Genomic DNA, 15,187 nt, shown 5'->3' on the forward strand with positions numbered 1-15,187 from the left:
CGTGCGAGGAGGAACCGTGTTCCGCAGCGAGTACGCAGACGTTCCGGCCGTGGAACTGCCCATTCACGACGCCGTGCTGGGGCACGCCGCCGACTTCGGCGACCTGCCCGCGCTGATCGACGGCACGGACGGCACCACCCTCACCTACGAACAGGTGGACCGCTTCCACCGGCGCGTCGCCGCCGCGCTCGCCGAGGCCGGGGTGCGCAAGGGCGACGTCCTCGCCCTGCACAGCCCGAACACCGTCGCCTTCCCCATCGCCTTCTACGCCGCCACCCGCGCGGGCGCCTCGGTCACCACCGTGCACCCGCTCGCCACCGCCGAGGAGTTCGCCAAACAGCTGAAGGACTCGGCGGCCCGCTGGATCGTGACCGTCTCGCCGCTGCTGGAGGCGGCGCGGCGGGCCGCCGAACTCGCGGGCGGCGTCGAGGAGGTCTTCGTCTGCGACGGCGCGCCCGGGCACCGTTCGCTCGCCGACATGCTCACCTCGGCCGCGCCCGAGCCCGCCGTCGACGTGGACCCGGCCGAGGACGTCGCCGTACTGCCGTACTCCTCCGGCACCACCGGCATCCCCAAGGGCGTGATGCTCACCCACCGGCAGATCGCCACCAACCTCGCCCAGCTCGAACCGGCGATCACCACCGGACCCGGCGACCGCATCCTCGCCGTGCTGCCCTTCTTCCACATCTACGGGCTCACCGCGCTGATGAACGCCCCCCTGCGCAAGGGCGCCACCGTCGTCGTCCTGCCCCGCTTCGAGCTGGAGACCTTCCTCGCGGCCGTGCAGGACCACCGCATCACCGGCCTGTACGTGGCCCCGCCGATCGTGCTGGCCCTGGCCAAGCACCCGGCCGTCGCGCGGTACGACCTGTCGTCGCTGAAGTACATCATCAGCGCGGCGGCACCCCTGGACGCCGAGCTGGCCGCCGCCTGCTCCCGCCGCCTAGGCCTGCCCCCGGTCGGCCAGGCCTACGGCATGACGGAACTGTCGCCCGGCACCCACGTCGTGCCGCCGGACGCCATGCACGTCGCGCCTCCCGGCACGGTCGGCAGGCTCATCGCCGGCACCGAGATGCGCATCGTCTCCCTGGCGGACCCCGGCCAGGACCTCGGGGTGGGCGAACCCGGCGAGATCCTCATCCGCGGCCCCCAGGTCATGAAGGGCTACCTCGGCCGGCCCGACGCCACCGCCGCCATGATCGACGCCGACGGCTGGCTGCACACCGGCGACGTCGGCCATGTGGACGGCGACGGCTGGCTGTTCGTCGTCGACCGGGTCAAGGAACTCATCAAGTACAAGGGCTTCCAGGTGGCCCCCGCCGAACTGGAGGCGCTGCTGCTCACGCACCCCGGCATCGCCGACGCCGCCGTCATCGGCGCCTACAACGACGACGGCAACGAGGTCCCGCACGCCTTCGTGGTGCGCCAGCCCGACGCGGACGGCCTGTCCGAGGGCGAGGTCATGATGTACGTCGCCGAGCGCGTCGCCCCCTACAAGCGCGTCCGCCAGGTCACCTTCCTCGGCGCCGTGCCCCGCGCGGCCTCCGGGAAGATCCTGCGCCGGGAACTGCGGGACCTGCGCGAGAAGCAGCAGCGCGAACCCAAGGAGCAACCGTGACGCTCATCGCCCGCACGCGCGCGCGTGCCGTCGAGACGCTGACCCTCGACTCGCCGGCCAACCGCAACGCCCTGTCGGCGGCGCTCGTCGCCGAGCTGGCGAAGGCGCTGACCGAGTGCGCCGGGGACGAGGACGTCCGCGCGGTCGTCCTCACCCACACCGGCAACACCTTCAGCGCGGGCGCCGACCTGCGCGATCCGCCGGACCCGGACGCGCTCGTCGCCCTGCTGCGGCAGATCGTGGAACTGCCCAAGCCGGTCCTCGCGCGCGTCACCGGCCACGTCCGCGCGGGCGGGCTCGGCCTGCTCGCGGCCTGCGACCTCGCGGTCGCCTCGCACACGGCGAGCTTCGCCTTCACCGAGGTACGCATCGGGGTCGCGCCCGCGGTGATCTCCCTGACCGTGCTGCCGCGCGCCGACCCGCGCGCGCTCGCCCGGTACTACCTCACCGGCGAGCGCTTCGACGCGGCCGAGGCCGCCCGGACCGGCCTGCTCACCGCGGCCGGGGACGACGCCGACGCCGTACTCGAACCCGTCCTTGACGGTCTGCGCCGGTCCTCGCCGCACGCCCTGGCCGAGACGAAACGGCTGCTCACGGCTAGGGTGCTGGAAGCCTTCGACCGGGACGCGGCCGATCTGACCGCGCTCTCGGCCCGGCTGTTCGCCTCGCCGCACGCGCGCGAGGGGATGACGGCCTTCCTAGAACGACGGGATCCGCAATGGGCGGTGTGACGACACAGGACCGCGCAGACCGAGCCGACGGCGCCGACCGCACGGGAGGCACGGACCGGACCGACGGCGCGGCCCGGACTGAGGGCGCGGACCGGACCGACCCCGAGGTTCGGACCGACCGCGAGGCGCGGGCCGACCGCGCGGACCGCGTTCCCAAGCAGGACCGGAGCCGGGCCACCCGGCAGCGGCTCCTCCAGGCCGCCGTGGCCTGCCTCGCCGAGCACGGCTGGGCGGGCTCCACGGTGTCCGTCGTCGCCGAGCGCGCCGGCGTCTCCCGGGGCGCGGCCCAGCACCACTTCCCCACGCGGGAGGACCTCTTCACGGCCGCCGTCGAGTACGTCGCCGAGGAGCGCTCCACCGCCCTGCGCGACCTCTTCCCCGAGGGCGCGGCGGGCGACCGCGGGGCCGTCGTCTCCGCCCTCGTGGACCTGTTCACCGGCCCGCTCTTCCGCGCCGCCCTGCACCTGTGGGTCGCCGCCTCCAACGAGGACCAGCTGCGCGCCCGCGTCACCGAGCTGGAGGCCCGCGTGGGCCGGGAGACGCACCGGATAGCGGTGGACCTCCTCGGCGCCGACGAGTCCCGGCCCGGCACCCGCGAGACCGTCCAGGGCTTCCTGGACATGGCCCGCGGCCTCGGCCTCGCCAACCTCCTCACCGACGACACCGCCCGCCGCGAGCGGGTGGTCGCCCAGTGGGCCAGGCTCCTGGACGACGCCCTCGGCTGAGGGGCCGTTCCCGGCCGAGGGGGCCGTCCGGGGCCGGGAGCGGGGTCAGTGGGCGATGTCGTCGTAGCCCGGGACCTCGCGGGGGCTGCGGGGGCCCGGGCCCACGTAGCGGGCGGAGGGGCGGACCAGGCGGCCGGTGCGCTTCTGCTCCAGGATGTGCGCCGACCAGCCCGCCGTGCGGGCGCAGGTGAACATCGAGGTGAACATGTGCGCCGGGACCTCGGCGAAGTCCAGCATGATCGCCGCCCAGAACTCGACGTTCGTGGCCAGCACGCGGTCCGGGCGGCGGTTGTGCAGCTCCTCCAGGGCCGCCTTCTCCAGCGCCTCGGCGACCTCGTAGCGCGGGGCGCCCAGCTCCTTGGCGGTGCGGCGCAGCACCCGCGCGCGCGGGTCCTCGGCCCGGTACACCCGGTGGCCGAAGCCCATCAGCCGCTCACCGCGGTCCAGGGCGTTCCGGACGTAGCCCTCCGCGTCGCCCGTGCGCTCGATCTCCTCGATCATGCCGAGCACGCGGGACGGGGCGCCGCCGTGCAGCGGGCCGGACATCGCGCCCACCGCGCCCGACAGCGCGGCCGCCACGTCGGCGCCGGTGGAGGCGATGACGCGGGCGGTGAAGGTGGAGGCGTTCATGCCGTGCTCGGCGGCGGAGGACCAGTAGGCGTCCACGGCCGCGACGTGCCGCGGGTCCGGCTCGCCCCGCCAGCGGATCATGAACCGCTCGGTGATCGAGTTCGCCTTGTCGATCTCGCGCTGCGGCACCATCGGCAGGCCCTGCCCGCGCGCGGACTGGGCGACGTAGGAGAGCGCCATGACGGCCGCCCTCGCCAGGTCCTCGCGGGCCTGCCCGGCATCGATGTCCAGGAGCGGTTTCAGGCCCCACACCGGCGCCAGCATGGCGAGCGCCGACTGCACGTCCACGCGGATGTCACCGGAGTGGACGGGGATCGGGAACGGCTCGGCGGGCGGCAGACCGGGGTTGAAGGCGCCGTCCACCAGCAGCCCCCAGACGTTGCCGAAGGAGACGTGACCGACGAGGTCCTCGATGTCGACGCCCCGGTACCGCAGGGCGCCGCCCTCCTTGTCCGGTTCGGCGATCTCCGTCTCGAACGCGACGACTCCCTCGAGCCCGGGTACGAAGTCGGACATCAGGCGGCTCCTCGTGATCTGTGCGGTCTGTGCGGCAGATGGTGCGGTGGCGACTGAAGGGCGGGTGTGCGGATGCGGTGCGGTCGTCCGCCCTCGCGGATCCGCGGTCGTGGTCGCTGCCACCGGCTCGCGGTCCTGGGGCGGTCCTCCACTGATTCCCCGTACGGCCGTCGGTCACCCAACCCGGACGGCAGCAGCACGATATCTCCGAGTGCCACGGTTGGGGAGAGTGCTCGGCACTCAGTGCCACGCAGTGACGAAGGACACCCTGTCGGTCAGGGGCGGTCCGTACGGCAAGATGACCGCGTGACCGACCGAGAAGCCGGAGAAACCGCACCCTTCGACCTCGCCTCCATGCGCAAGCACTACCGGGAGGAGGGCCTGGCCGAATCCGGCCTCGCCGCCACCCCCGTGGCCCAGTTCGCCGCCTGGTTCCAGCAGGCCGCGACCGAGGGGCGGCTCTTCGAGCCCAACGCCATGGTCGTCTCCACCGCCGACGCCGAGGGCCGGCCCAGCTCCCGCACGGTCCTGCTGAAGGGCTTCGACGAGCGCGGGTTCGTCTTCTACACCAACTACGAGTCCCGCAAGGGCCGCGACCTCTCCGAGAACCCGTACGTCTCGCTGCTCTTCCCCTGGCATCCCATGGCCCGCCAGGTCATCGTGCAGGGCGTCGCGCGCCGCACCGGCCGCGACGAGACCGCCGCGTACTTCCGCACCCGGCCGCACGGCTCCCAGCTCGGCGCCTGGGCCAGCGCCCAGTCCTCGGTGATCGCCACCCGCGCCGAGGTCGACGCCGCGTACAGCGAACTCGCGGCGCGCTACCCCGAGGGCGAGCAGGTGCCCGTACCGCCGCACTGGGGCGGCTTCCGGGTCGCCCCCAGCTCGGTCGAGTTCTGGCAGGGCCGCGAGAACCGCCTCCACGACCGCCTCCGCTACGTGGCCGAACCCGACGGAGGCTGGCACGTGGAACGGCTCAGCCCCTGAGAGGGCACGCTGCGGGGCTCACGCGTGCCCGCGCGTGGCGCACGGCGCCTCGGCACGCGCGCGTGGGCCGGCAGGGGGGGGCGGTGGGCGTGCGGGTTCGCCTGCCTGCGGCTGCGGTGCCAGGGCGGGCGCGCGGGGGCCGCACCCCCGCGCACGCGCTCGTGGCCTCGCCGTGAGAGGCACGCCAGTTGCGCCTACGGCCGGGCGGTGGGCGTGGGTGTGCGCCTGCGGCGGTCGCGGCACGCGCGCGGCCTGGCACCGTGAGGCACGCGCGCGTGGGCCGGCAGGGGGGCGGTGGGTGTGCGGGTTCGCCTGCCTGCGGCTGCGGTGCCAGGGCGGGCGCGCGGGGGCGCACCCCCGCGCACGCGCTCGTGGCCTCGCCGTGAGAGGCACGCCAGTTGCGCCTACGGCCGGGCGGTGGGCGTGGGTGTGCGCCTGCGGCGGTCGCGGCACGCGCGCGGCCTGGCACCGTGAGGCACGCGCGCGTGGGCCTGGCACCGGAGAGGCATTGCGTGGGTGCGCCTGGAACCGTGAGGCACGCGCGCGTGGGCCCGCACCGTCAGGCACGCGCGCGTGAATTCGTAGTGGGCGGATGTGCGGGTGGGTGCCGGGCGGTGTGGGTGCCGTATTGACATGGCACTGGTCCAGACCTCACCGTGATCCGCGACACACCGGCACCCCGAAGGGACGGACCCCGCATGAGCGACCGCACGCCGGCCGGCCAGTTCCTCGACGCGGCCATCGGCCTGCTCCAGCGCGTCCGCGACGAGGAGGCCGAGCCGATCAGGGCCGCCGGCACCCTGCTCGCCGACACCGTCGCCGCGGGCGGCCGCCTGTTCGCCTTCGGGGCCGGCCACTCCTCCCTCGCCGCCCAGGACCTCGTCTACCGGGCGGGCGGCCTGGCCCTGATGAACCTGCTCGCGGTGCCCGGCGCGGTCGGCGTCGACGTCGTGCCCGCCACCCTCGGCTCCGCCCTCGAACGCGTCGACGGCCTCGCCGCCGCCGTCCTGGACAGCTCGCCCCTGCGCGCGGGCGACGCCCTGGTGATCATCTCCCTGTCGGGCCGCAACGCCCTCCCCGTCGAGATGGCCCTGCACGCCCGCGCCCTCGGCGTCCGCGTCATCGGCGTCACCTCGGTCGCCTACGCCGCCCAGACGACCTCGCGGCACGCCTCGGGGACCTTCCTCAAGGACCACTGCGACCTCGTCCTCGACTCCAAGATCGCCGTAGGGGACGCCGAACTCGCCCTCGACACCGTGCCCGCGCCCTTCGCCCCCGCCTCCACGGTCGTCACCACCGCTCTGCTCCAGGCGGTCATGGCCACCACGGCCGCCACCCTCGCCGACCGCGGCATCGAACCCCCGCTCCTGCGCTCCGGCAACGTCGACGGCGGCCACGAATGGAACGCCCACGTCTTCGCGGAGTACGCGGACCGTATCTTCTACCGGCACTGACCCCCGCGGCCCCGCGCGGCCCCGCGCTTGACGCGCCCCGCGCCCTGCGATTCGCTGCGACGATGTCTGATCTCCGCATCGAACCGGTGACCGGCGAGGCCATGCTCCGCGACTGGCGGCACGTCCACAACGAGATCGTGCCGCCGGCCGCCATGACCCTCGACGAGGTACGGGAGCGCAACGGCCGCTACCGGCTGGAGAACGCCTACCTCGGCGACGTCCTCGTCGGCTGCTCCACCGTCCGCCCGCCCGAGGGCGAGGACGCCGTCGCCACCGTCATCGCGCGCGTGCTGCCCCCCTACCGGCGGGCCGGGATCGGGCGCGCGCTGTACGAGAGGGGGCTGGCGCATGCGCGGGGGCTCGGCGCGCGGGTGGTCGAGACCGTCGTGCTCGCCGCCAATCGGGACGGTGTGGCGTTCGCCGAGGCCAGGGGCTTCGTCGAGACCGAGCGGTACGTGCTGCCCGGGGAGAGCGAGCTGTGGATCACGCTGCGGGGCGGGTCGGCGGGAAGGTAAAGTGCCGCCGATCGCGGGTGTCTACAACAATTCGCCCAATGTTCCGGGAACCAGGTGTGTGCTGCATCACGTTCCAGTTGAATGAGGAGCAGAGAGCGAACCGACGCGCCGTTCGTGCGGACGCAGCCTGCAGGGGGTCCAGGTGAGTGCTTCCCGGCGTAGTGGGACGACCGACGAGCTGGGGCCGGACGAGCCCGAGCCGGAACGGGACGGTCCTAAGGGCGGACACGGCCCCGAGGGACCGGCCGGCGCCGACCTGCTCGCCGCGCTCCTCGACGGCATGGACGCCGCCCTGTGCGCCTTCGACGCACACGGCGTCGTCACCCACTGGAACCGCGAGGCCGAGCGCATCCTCGGCTGGAGCGCCGCCGAGGCCGTGGGACGCGCTGGATTCGCCGGCTGGGCCGTGCGCAGCGCCGACGCCGAGGAGGTCGAGCGCCGGCTGATGTCCGCCATGCACGCCCCCGGCCGCCAGGTGCACGAATTCGCCCTGCTCACCAAGGACGGCGGCCGCGTCCTCGTACGCACCCAGTCCGCCGCCGTGCGCGGACCCGACGGCGAGCCCGCCGGGCTCTACTGCGCCTTCAGCGAGGTGCACGCCCAGATCGACCTGGAGCGGTCCATCGCCCTGAGCGAGGCCCTCTTCGAGGACGCCTCCTGGGGCGTCGTCCTCGTCGACGCCGACCTGCGCCCCGCCGTCGTCAACGCGCACGCGGCCCGCGCCCTCGGCGCCGGCCGGGCCGCCGCCCTCGGCCGCCCCCTCGGCGAACTGCTCGCCCAGGGCGTCGAGGAACTCGAGAGCGCCCTGACCCACGTCCTCGCCGAGGGCGCCCCGCCCGCGCCCGCCGAGATCTGGGTCGGCGTCCGCACCCCCGAGGGCGAACGCCGCCGCTGCTGGCGCAGCGGGTTCGTGCGCCTCGCCTCCCCCCTCGCCGAAGAACCCGTACCGCTCGGCGTGGCCTGGCTGTTCACCGACGTCACCGAGGCCAAGCACAGCGAGCAGGAGGCATCCCTGCTGCGCTTCCGCGCCAACCAGCTGCACCGCGCCGCCCGCGCCGCCGCCGAGTGCGAGGACCCCGCCGAGGCCGCCACCGTCCACCTCGACTTCGCCCTCGCCGGCTTCGCCGACCACGCGCTCATCGACACCGTCTGCGGCGGCACCCACCCCGACGACCAGGGCACCGCGAAGGCCGTCCGTCTCGTGCGGCTCGCCGCCACCCCCTCCGGCGGCCCCGGCCCCAGCCTGCTCACCGGCCGGGCCAAGCTTCCCGTCCGCTACGCCGAGGGCCACCCCGCCCTCCAGTGCGTGGACCGCATCGGCTCCGTACGGGCCGGCGCGGGCAGCGTCCCGCCCGAGCAGGCGCGCGCCTGGGCCCTCGCCCGCCAGTGGCCGCCCGACACCGTGCACGCCCTGTGCGCCGTCCTGCGCAGCCGGGGCCGGACCCTCGGCGTCGTCACGTTCCTGCGCGCCTTCGGCCGCGCCCCCTTCGAGCGCCCCGACGCCTCCTACGCCGAGGACGTCGCCGTCCGCATCGCCGCCGCGCTGGACCTGGCGGGCCTGGCGGAGGGGCCGGGGGACGGGCGCGAGTGAGACCTCACGCGCCGGCGTCCGGCCTGCGCGCGTACACCTCGATCTCGATCCGCATCCGCGGGTCGGCCAGCCCGCACACCATCATCGTCGCGGCAGGCCGCACCTCGCCGAACGCCCGCCGGAGCACCGGCCAGCACGGCTCGAAGTCCTCCCGCGCGGGCAGCAGGTACCGCACCCGCACCACGTCCTGGAAACCGCACCCGGCCTCGGCCAGCGCCGCCCCGATGTTCCGCAGGCACTGCTCCGCCTGTTCCACCACGTCGTCGGGGATCGTCATGGCCGCGTAGTCGAACCCGGTCGTCCCCGACACGTGCACCCAGTCCCCGTCGACCACCGCGCGCGCGTACCCGATCCGCTCCTCGAACACCGACCCGCTGAGAATCGCCCGTCGCTCCGTCATGGAGGGAACGCTAGGGCGGAGATCCACTGCGCAGAAGACCTTGTCGTGGCGGCGATCGCCGACCGTGGGCGCCCGTCGGTCCAGGCGGTGCGCAGGGCGCCGCGTCCAGGTGGACGGGGCCGGTAGCTTCTTCGCTGGTCAGGGGCGTGTTCATGGGCCGCAGGCCATCCGCGGGGGCCGGGCGGGCGGCCCCCGGCGGCCATCGGCGGAAAAAAAAGTGGTTGATCGGGGGCCGAGTGCTTCCTAGGGTTTGTCGTACCGAGGAAGGGAGGTGGTTCGGAGCATGCATGCACACCGGACGTCGGAGGTGGCTGCGGGCTAGCGGCCCGTCACCACACCCAGTGCGGTGCCGGACCAGCGTGCGCGAGTAGCACGCAGCCGGCCCAAACCAACGCAGTCACCCGACCCGCGAGCTGCCGGTACGTCCGGCCGGCTCCCGCGCCGTCAAGGCGCGGGGACCCAGCTCGCGGGTCGTCTGCGTGTACGGGACCGTACGGCGGTACGGCCCTGCCGGCCCCGGCTCCGGGCACGGCCTCGCCGGCGCCGGGTACCAGTCGGCGGCCCCCGGCGTTTTCCCGGAGCGCCTCGGTTGTCAGTGGGATGCGTCAGAATTGGGAACAGGGCCAGCGCACGCGCGCCGGGGAGCCGTGGGCCTCCGGCAGAGGTAATCGAGGGGCACGTATGTCCGGACTGATCGACACCACGGAGATGTATCTCCGCACCATCCTCGAGCTGGAGGAGGAAGGCGTCGTCCCCATGCGCGCCCGGATCGCGGAGCGGCTCGACCAGAGCGGGCCGACGGTGAGCCAGACGGTGGCGCGGATGGAGCGGGACGGCCTGGTCGCGGTCGCCCCCGACCGGCACCTGGAGCTCACCGACGAGGGCCGCCGGCTGGCCACGCGCGTGATGCGCAAGCACCGCCTCGCCGAGTGTCTGCTGGTCGACGTGATCGGCCTGGAGTGGGAGCAGGTGCACGCCGAGGCCTGCCGCTGGGAGCACGTGATGAGCGAGGCCGTGGAGCGCCGCGTGCTGGAGCTGCTGCGCCACCCCACCGAGTCGCCGTACGGCAATCCGATCCCGGGCCTGGAGGAGCTGGGGGAGAAGGACGGCGCGGACCCGTTCCTGGACGAGGGCATGGTGTCGCTGGCCGACCTGGACCCGGGCTCGGACGGCAAGACGGTCGTGGTCCGGCGGATCGGGGAGCCGATCCAGACGGACGCGCAGCTGATGTACACGCTGCGGCGCGCGGGAGTGCAGCCGGGTTCCGTGGTGAGCGTGACCGAGTCGGCGGGCGGCGTGCTGGTCGGCAGCAGCGGTGAGGCGGCGGAGCTGGCGGCGGACGTGGCCTCCCACGTCTTCGTGGCCAAGCGCTGAGCGGGCTTCCCGAGGGTGCGAGCGGCCGTCGCCGTCCTCGGTGCGCCACTGACGTGGCGTCACCCTTCCGGGTGAGCTTTTAGCAATTTTGGCCAATTGCTATCCCGACAGGGGTTGTTGTTGCCTCTCTGTCGGGTCGGTGAATCCAGATTTTCGTGCGCCGAATCGCAGCGCTTCGCCGCCCCGCATGCGAGGCTGTCTCGCGAGAGGCATATGACGTTCAGGGCGTGGAGGGGGCGGGAGGATGCGGCGTGGAGACGGGGAGAGCCCCGGCACCGTGTGGCGCCGGGGCCTGTCCTCCCCTGTGCTGACCCGGAGCCCCGAGCTCTCAGGGTCATCCCCCTCGGACCTCTTTTCCCCGAGTGGTCCGCCTCCCGTTGAAGATCTCCCCGTGGCGGCGGCGATCATTCCTCGCCGGGGGTCACTCGAACGAGCGGTGTTGGCGGCGCAGACGCGGTTTTCGAATGCGCATTCGATAGCCTGTGGGTGACGGGTCCGGTGGGCTCCGCGCTACAGGAGTGTGCGGGGCGGCAGACACGACGGGGAACGTGGTTCACGAGACCGGCCGGCTCGACGGAAGCGAGCGGTCCGAGCGGAGCTAGGGGGGTGCCAGGACCAATGGCGCGGCGCATCGACGTGACCGGGGCGGATGGCGTGCGGCTGGCCGCCTGGGAGTTCGGCGATCCCCCCAAGGCCGATCCCGAGGGCTTCGCGGCGGACGATCCGGCCGGCCGGCCGTTCGTACCGGCCCAGGCGCACCGGAGGGACCCCGAGGAGCCCGCGGACCCGCCCGATCCGCCCCTCCGCGCCCCGGACGCCGGCGGGGACTCCGCCCCGGGGCCGGACGGGGACCTCGCCCCCCGGACCCCCGTGTCCCAGCCGCCGGCCGGTCCTCCGCCGGGTGCGGGAAGCGGCGGTGGCGTGCTGTTATTGCACGGCCTGATGGGCCGTGCCTCACACTGGGCGTCCACCGCCCGCTGGCTCTCCGAGCGGCACCGCGCGGTCGCCCTCGACCAGCGCGGGCACGGGCAGAGCGAGAAGCCCCCGCAGGCCGCGTACACCCGCGAGGCCTACGTCGACGACGCCGAGGCCGCCGTCGAGCAGCTCGGTCTCGGCCCGGCCGTCGTGATCGGCCACGCGATGGGCGCGCTGACCGCCTGGCAGCTCGCCGCACGGCGCCCGGACCTGGTGCGCGGTGTGATCATCTGCGACATGCGGGCCTCCGCGCTCGGCGCGGCCTCCCAGCGCGAATGGGAGGACTGGTTCAAGGCCTGGCCGGTTCCCTTCGCCACCCTCGCCGACGTCCGCAAGTGGTTCGGCGAGGACGATCCCTGGGTCGAGCGGCCCAACCCCGCCCGCGGGGCCTTCTACGCCGAGGTGATGCACGAGGGCGCGGACGGATGGCGTCCCGTCTTCGACCCCGGCCAGATGCTCGCCTCCCGGGAGACGTGGGTCTACGACGCCCACTGGGAGGAGCTCGCCCAGGTCCGCTGCCCCGCCCTGGTCGTACGCGGCCTCGACGGCGAGCTCGGCCGGGCCGAGGCCCAGGAAATGGTCCGCGTCCTCCCCCGCGGCCAGTACGCCGAGGTGGCCGACGCAGGGCACCTCGTCCACTACGACCAGCCGGACTCCTGGCGCGCGGCCATCGAACCCTTCCTGGACGCGGTACTCACCGGCTGACGCCCGCTGTGCACCGGCCGCCGGCCGGGCGCGACGAGTGCGGATGCCCGGGCAGGGGTGGCGACTTGGCCGACGTCGAGGCCGTTGCGGGGCTGGTGCGGTCGCCTTCCGGTCCGCAGTGCTCGCCGATCGCGCCCTAGCCGGGGCTTGAGCTGCCCGACCGGCGCGCGCTCGGCGGGAGCGGGGGCGCGGGTGCGCCCGCGCTGGGCGGCGGCGCCCCCGTGCGCCTGTTCAGCCCTTGCTCACCGCCGTGAGGATCTCCGGGAGGCGGACCGCTGTGCGGGGGGCCGCGAGACGGAGGCCGAGGAAGGTGATCGCGGCGCCGTAGGCCGCGCCGACGGGGAGGAGGAGCCAGGTCAGGGACGCGCCGCCGGCGCTGACGTTGGCCCAGATCAACAGGGCGATCACGGGGGAGCAGAGCAGGGCGGCCGCGACCATGCCGCCGAAGATGGAGATCCAGGCCAGGCCCGTCTGGCCGGGGGCCACGTTCTTGAAGCCCTCCTGCGGGATGGAGTACGGGAAGCGGGCGGAGGTCCAGGCGCCGGTGGCGAGCATCGCGCCGAGCAGGGCGAAGGACAGCCCCAGTACCTCCGGCAGCCGCGCCCAGTCGTCCAGCAGCGCCGTCGTCACCACCGTGACGAGGGTGGCGTACGGGAGGGTGATCAGGAGGAGGGCCAGGGCGCGGCCGCGCAGTTCGACGTAGGCGTCGCGCGGGGAGGAGATCGTCAGGGCCACCATCCAGAAGGCGGAGGTGTCCTGCCCGAACTGGTTGTACATCTGGATGCCGAGCATCCCCGCCGCGAAACAGGCGAAGTAGGGCGAACCGGTGCCCTGGAGCGCGTTGAACACGGGCACGATCAGGCCGATGGCCAGCGAGGTCACCCACGCGGCCTTGGTCTTGGGGTCGCGCCACACGTAGCGCAGGCCGCGTTCCATCACCGTGCCGGTGCGGCCGGCCGGGAGCAGCCGGGTCAGGCCGGCCGAGCGGCTCCGCTCGCGCACCGCGGTGTCGGCCGGCTGGAGCGTGGAGGCGTCCGGGGAGGTCATCAGGCGGGTCAGGCTGCGCGCCCAGACGCCGAGCAGGGCGGCCAGCGCGGCGGCGGTGAGGGCCAGTTGGGCGACCGCGATGCCGTACGAGCCCCGGCTCGCGGCGTCGACCGCGCCCACGGCGGACGCGGGCGGCACCCACTGGAGCACCTCCCTCGCCGGTTCGAGTTGCGCGAGCCCCGCCGAACCGAGGCGCTGCATCCCGAAGTTGACCAACTGCGCCCCGATCGCGATCACCAGACCGCTGAGGACGGCCAGGTCCCGTCCCTTGCGGCTGGTCAGCAGCCGGATGTTGGCCGCCGCCACGGCGCGCGCGAGGGCCACGCACACCAGCAGCGCGAGGGCGAGCGCGGGCACCGCGACGACGTACGCGGCGGCCCCGTGCGCGACCGAGACCACGCAGCCCACCAGCAGGAGTACGGTGAACAGCGGCCCGATGCCGACCAGTGAGGCCGTGAGCAGCGCCCGCACCAGCGGCCGGGGCCGCAGCGGCAGCATCACCAGACGGGTCGGGTCGAGCGTCTCGTCGCCGCTGGGGAAGAACAGCGGCATCACCGCCCAGCCGAGCGCCAGGACGGCCGCGGCCAGCACGGACACGGACGCGATGTGCGCGTGGCCGCGCAGCGCGACGAAGCCGGTCAGCTGGAGCGCGGCGAACAGCAGCGCGACGACGGCCGAGGCGACGTACGCGGCCCGCCGTCCGCCGGACTGCCTCAGCCCGTTGCGCAGCAGGGACAGCTTCAGCCGTACGACGACCGGCGTGATCGGAAACGTGCCGACTGCCGGGTCGGTGTGCGCGCCGGTGCTCATCGGGGGCCGCCCCCCAGCCAGTCGAGGTCGGAAGCGGTGTCCCGGCTCTGCGCGCCGACGAGTTCGAGGAACGCCCGCTGGAGGGTGGGCGCCTCGCCGCGCACCTCGGCGAGCGTGCCCTGGGCGCGGATGCGGCCGGCGGCCATCACCGCCACCCAGTCGCACAGGGACTCCACCAGTTCCATGACGTGGGAGGAGAAGACGACGGTCGCGCCGGAGGCGGTGTAGCGCTCGAGGACGCCGCGGATGGTCTGCGCGGACACCGGGTCGACGCCCTCGAACGGCTCGTCCAGGAAGAGGACTTCGGGGTTGTGCAGCAGCGCGGTGGCGAGGCCGATCTTCTTGCGCATGCCGGTGGAGTAGTCGACGACCAGCTTGTGCTGGGCGCCGGCGAGGTCGAGCACGTCGAGCAGCTGCGTGGCCCTGCGGTCCACCTCCGCCCCTGGCAGTCCGCGCAACCGGCCGGAGTACGACAGCAGTTCGCGCCCCGAGAGCCGTTCGAAGAGCCGGAGTCCCTCCGGCAGCACCCCGATCCGCGCCTTGACGGCCACCGGGTCGCGCCAGACGTCGTGCCCGACGACCTCCACGGTGCCCTGGTCGGGCCGCAGTAGCCCGGTCACCATGGAGAGCGTGGTGGTCTTCCCGGCCCCGTTGGGCCCGACCAGCCCGATGAACTTCCCGGCGGGCAGCTCGAGATCGATCCCGGCGACCGCGACCTGCTGCCCGAACCGCTTCCAGAGCCCCCGCACCCGCACGGCGGCAGAATCCGCACCTACACCCGTCATGCCCCGAACCCTACGGGCACCAGCCGCCACAAGAAACGTAGACCATCCGGCCGCTTGCCCCCGCCTTCCCCTGCGGTCCCTGGCCCGTCCCTCCAGGCCGGCCACCGGCGCCCGCGCCTCGGCCTCCGGCCGCCAGCCCCGCGCCGCCCGCCCGCCACCGGCCCCGCCGCGGCCGTCGGCTGCCGGTTCCGTTCAGGTCCCCGTTCGTCCGCCCGCCCACCGAACGGCCTGCCGCCGGCCCCGCCTCGGCCTCCGGCCGCCAGCCCCGCGCCGCCCGCCCACCACCGGCCCCGCTCAGGCCCGGCCTGGCCTGGGCCGACCCGCCCG

The 15,187-nt window shown here is 74.2% G+C and carries 13 protein-coding genes; 9 read left to right on the plus strand and 4 right to left on the minus strand.

The features are described from left to right. Positions 1-16: 16 nt before the first annotated feature. Genes IE217_RS19915 through IE217_RS19925 form a run of 3 tightly spaced genes read left to right on the plus strand, consistent with a single transcriptional unit; the run spans position 17 to position 3,074 of the window. The gene (locus tag IE217_RS19915; RefSeq protein ID WP_190179250.1) at positions 17-1,618 is read left to right on the plus strand and encodes a 4-coumarate--CoA ligase family protein; all 1,602 of its coding nucleotides are present in this window, start codon (positions 17-19) and stop codon (positions 1,616-1,618) included. Then, positions 1,615-2,349, plus strand: a complete 735-nt coding sequence (locus IE217_RS19920; protein ID WP_190179251.1) for an enoyl-CoA hydratase family protein — start codon at positions 1,615-1,617, stop codon at positions 2,347-2,349. Before IE217_RS19915 ends, IE217_RS19920 begins: the two co-directional genes overlap by 4 nt. After that, positions 2,346-3,074: a TetR/AcrR family transcriptional regulator gene (locus IE217_RS19925; RefSeq protein ID WP_190179252.1), complete on the plus strand. Its 729-nt coding sequence runs from the start codon at positions 2,346-2,348 to the stop codon at positions 3,072-3,074. The genes IE217_RS19920 and IE217_RS19925 overlap by 4 nt, the downstream gene beginning before the upstream one ends. Before the next feature lie 45 nt (positions 3,075-3,119). Here the strand turns inward: IE217_RS19925 and IE217_RS19930 are convergent, their stop codons facing one another. After that, positions 3,120-4,220 carry a citrate synthase 2 gene (locus IE217_RS19930; RefSeq protein ID WP_190179253.1) on the minus strand — a complete coding sequence of 367 codons (1,101 nt, stop codon included), beginning with the start codon at positions 4,218-4,220 and terminating at the stop codon, positions 3,120-3,122. A gap of 306 nt (positions 4,221-4,526) precedes the next feature. Here IE217_RS19930 and pdxH point away from each other — a divergent pair, with 306 nt between their 5' ends. The 4 genes from pdxH (at position 4,527) to IE217_RS19950 (ending at position 8,764) form a co-directional block, all read left to right on the plus strand. Further along, positions 4,527-5,204, plus strand: coding sequence for a pyridoxamine 5'-phosphate oxidase (gene pdxH / locus IE217_RS19935; protein WP_190179254.1), 678 nt, complete (start codon positions 4,527-4,529; stop codon positions 5,202-5,204). Positions 5,205-5,902: 698 nt separating this feature from the next. Continuing rightward, positions 5,903-6,658: an SIS domain-containing protein gene (locus IE217_RS19940; RefSeq protein WP_190179255.1), complete on the plus strand. Its 756-nt coding sequence runs from the start codon at positions 5,903-5,905 to the stop codon at positions 6,656-6,658. Positions 6,659-6,720: 62 nt separating this feature from the next. Further along, a complete protein-coding gene (locus IE217_RS19945; RefSeq protein ID WP_190179256.1) occupies positions 6,721-7,173 on the plus strand; it encodes a GNAT family N-acetyltransferase in 453 nt (150 codons plus the stop codon). Between the two features lie 142 nt (positions 7,174-7,315). Beyond that, positions 7,316-8,764 carry a PAS domain-containing protein gene (locus IE217_RS19950; RefSeq protein ID WP_190179257.1) on the plus strand — a complete coding sequence of 483 codons (1,449 nt, stop codon included), beginning with the start codon at positions 7,316-7,318 and terminating at the stop codon, positions 8,762-8,764. A 4-nt stretch (positions 8,765-8,768) separates the two neighbouring features. Here IE217_RS19950 and IE217_RS19955 read toward each other — a convergent pair whose 3' ends face one another. Beyond that, positions 8,769-9,164, minus strand: a complete 396-nt coding sequence (locus IE217_RS19955) for a RidA family protein (RefSeq protein ID WP_190179258.1) — start codon at positions 9,162-9,164, stop codon at positions 8,769-8,771. Between the two features lie 681 nt (positions 9,165-9,845). Here IE217_RS19955 and IE217_RS19960 point away from each other — a divergent pair. After that, positions 9,846-10,538 carry an iron-dependent transcriptional repressor DtxR gene (locus tag IE217_RS19960; RefSeq protein WP_189705921.1) on the plus strand — a complete coding sequence of 231 codons (693 nt, stop codon included), beginning with the start codon at positions 9,846-9,848 and terminating at the stop codon, positions 10,536-10,538. A gap of 618 nt (positions 10,539-11,156) precedes the next feature. Then, positions 11,157-12,218 (plus strand): alpha/beta fold hydrolase, encoded by a 1,062-nt coding sequence (locus IE217_RS19965; protein ID WP_190179259.1) that lies wholly within the window; start codon positions 11,157-11,159, stop codon positions 12,216-12,218. 231 nt (positions 12,219-12,449) lie between these two features. On the opposite strand, the gene IE217_RS19970 is transcribed toward IE217_RS19965, so the two are convergent. After that, the gene (locus IE217_RS19970; protein WP_190179260.1) at positions 12,450-14,075 is read right to left on the minus strand and encodes a transporter; all 1,626 of its coding nucleotides are present in this window, start codon (positions 14,073-14,075) and stop codon (positions 12,450-12,452) included. Further along, positions 14,072-14,860, minus strand: a complete 789-nt coding sequence (locus tag IE217_RS19975) for an ABC transporter ATP-binding protein (protein ID WP_190179261.1) — start codon at positions 14,858-14,860, stop codon at positions 14,072-14,074. Before IE217_RS19975 ends, IE217_RS19970 begins: the two co-directional genes overlap by 4 nt. Between the last annotated feature and the right edge of the window lie 327 nt (positions 14,861-15,187).

This window comes from Streptomyces naganishii JCM 4654 (genome assembly GCF_014650575.1).
Taxonomy (GTDB): domain Bacteria; phylum Actinomycetota; class Actinomycetes; order Streptomycetales; family Streptomycetaceae; genus Streptomyces; species Streptomyces naganishii.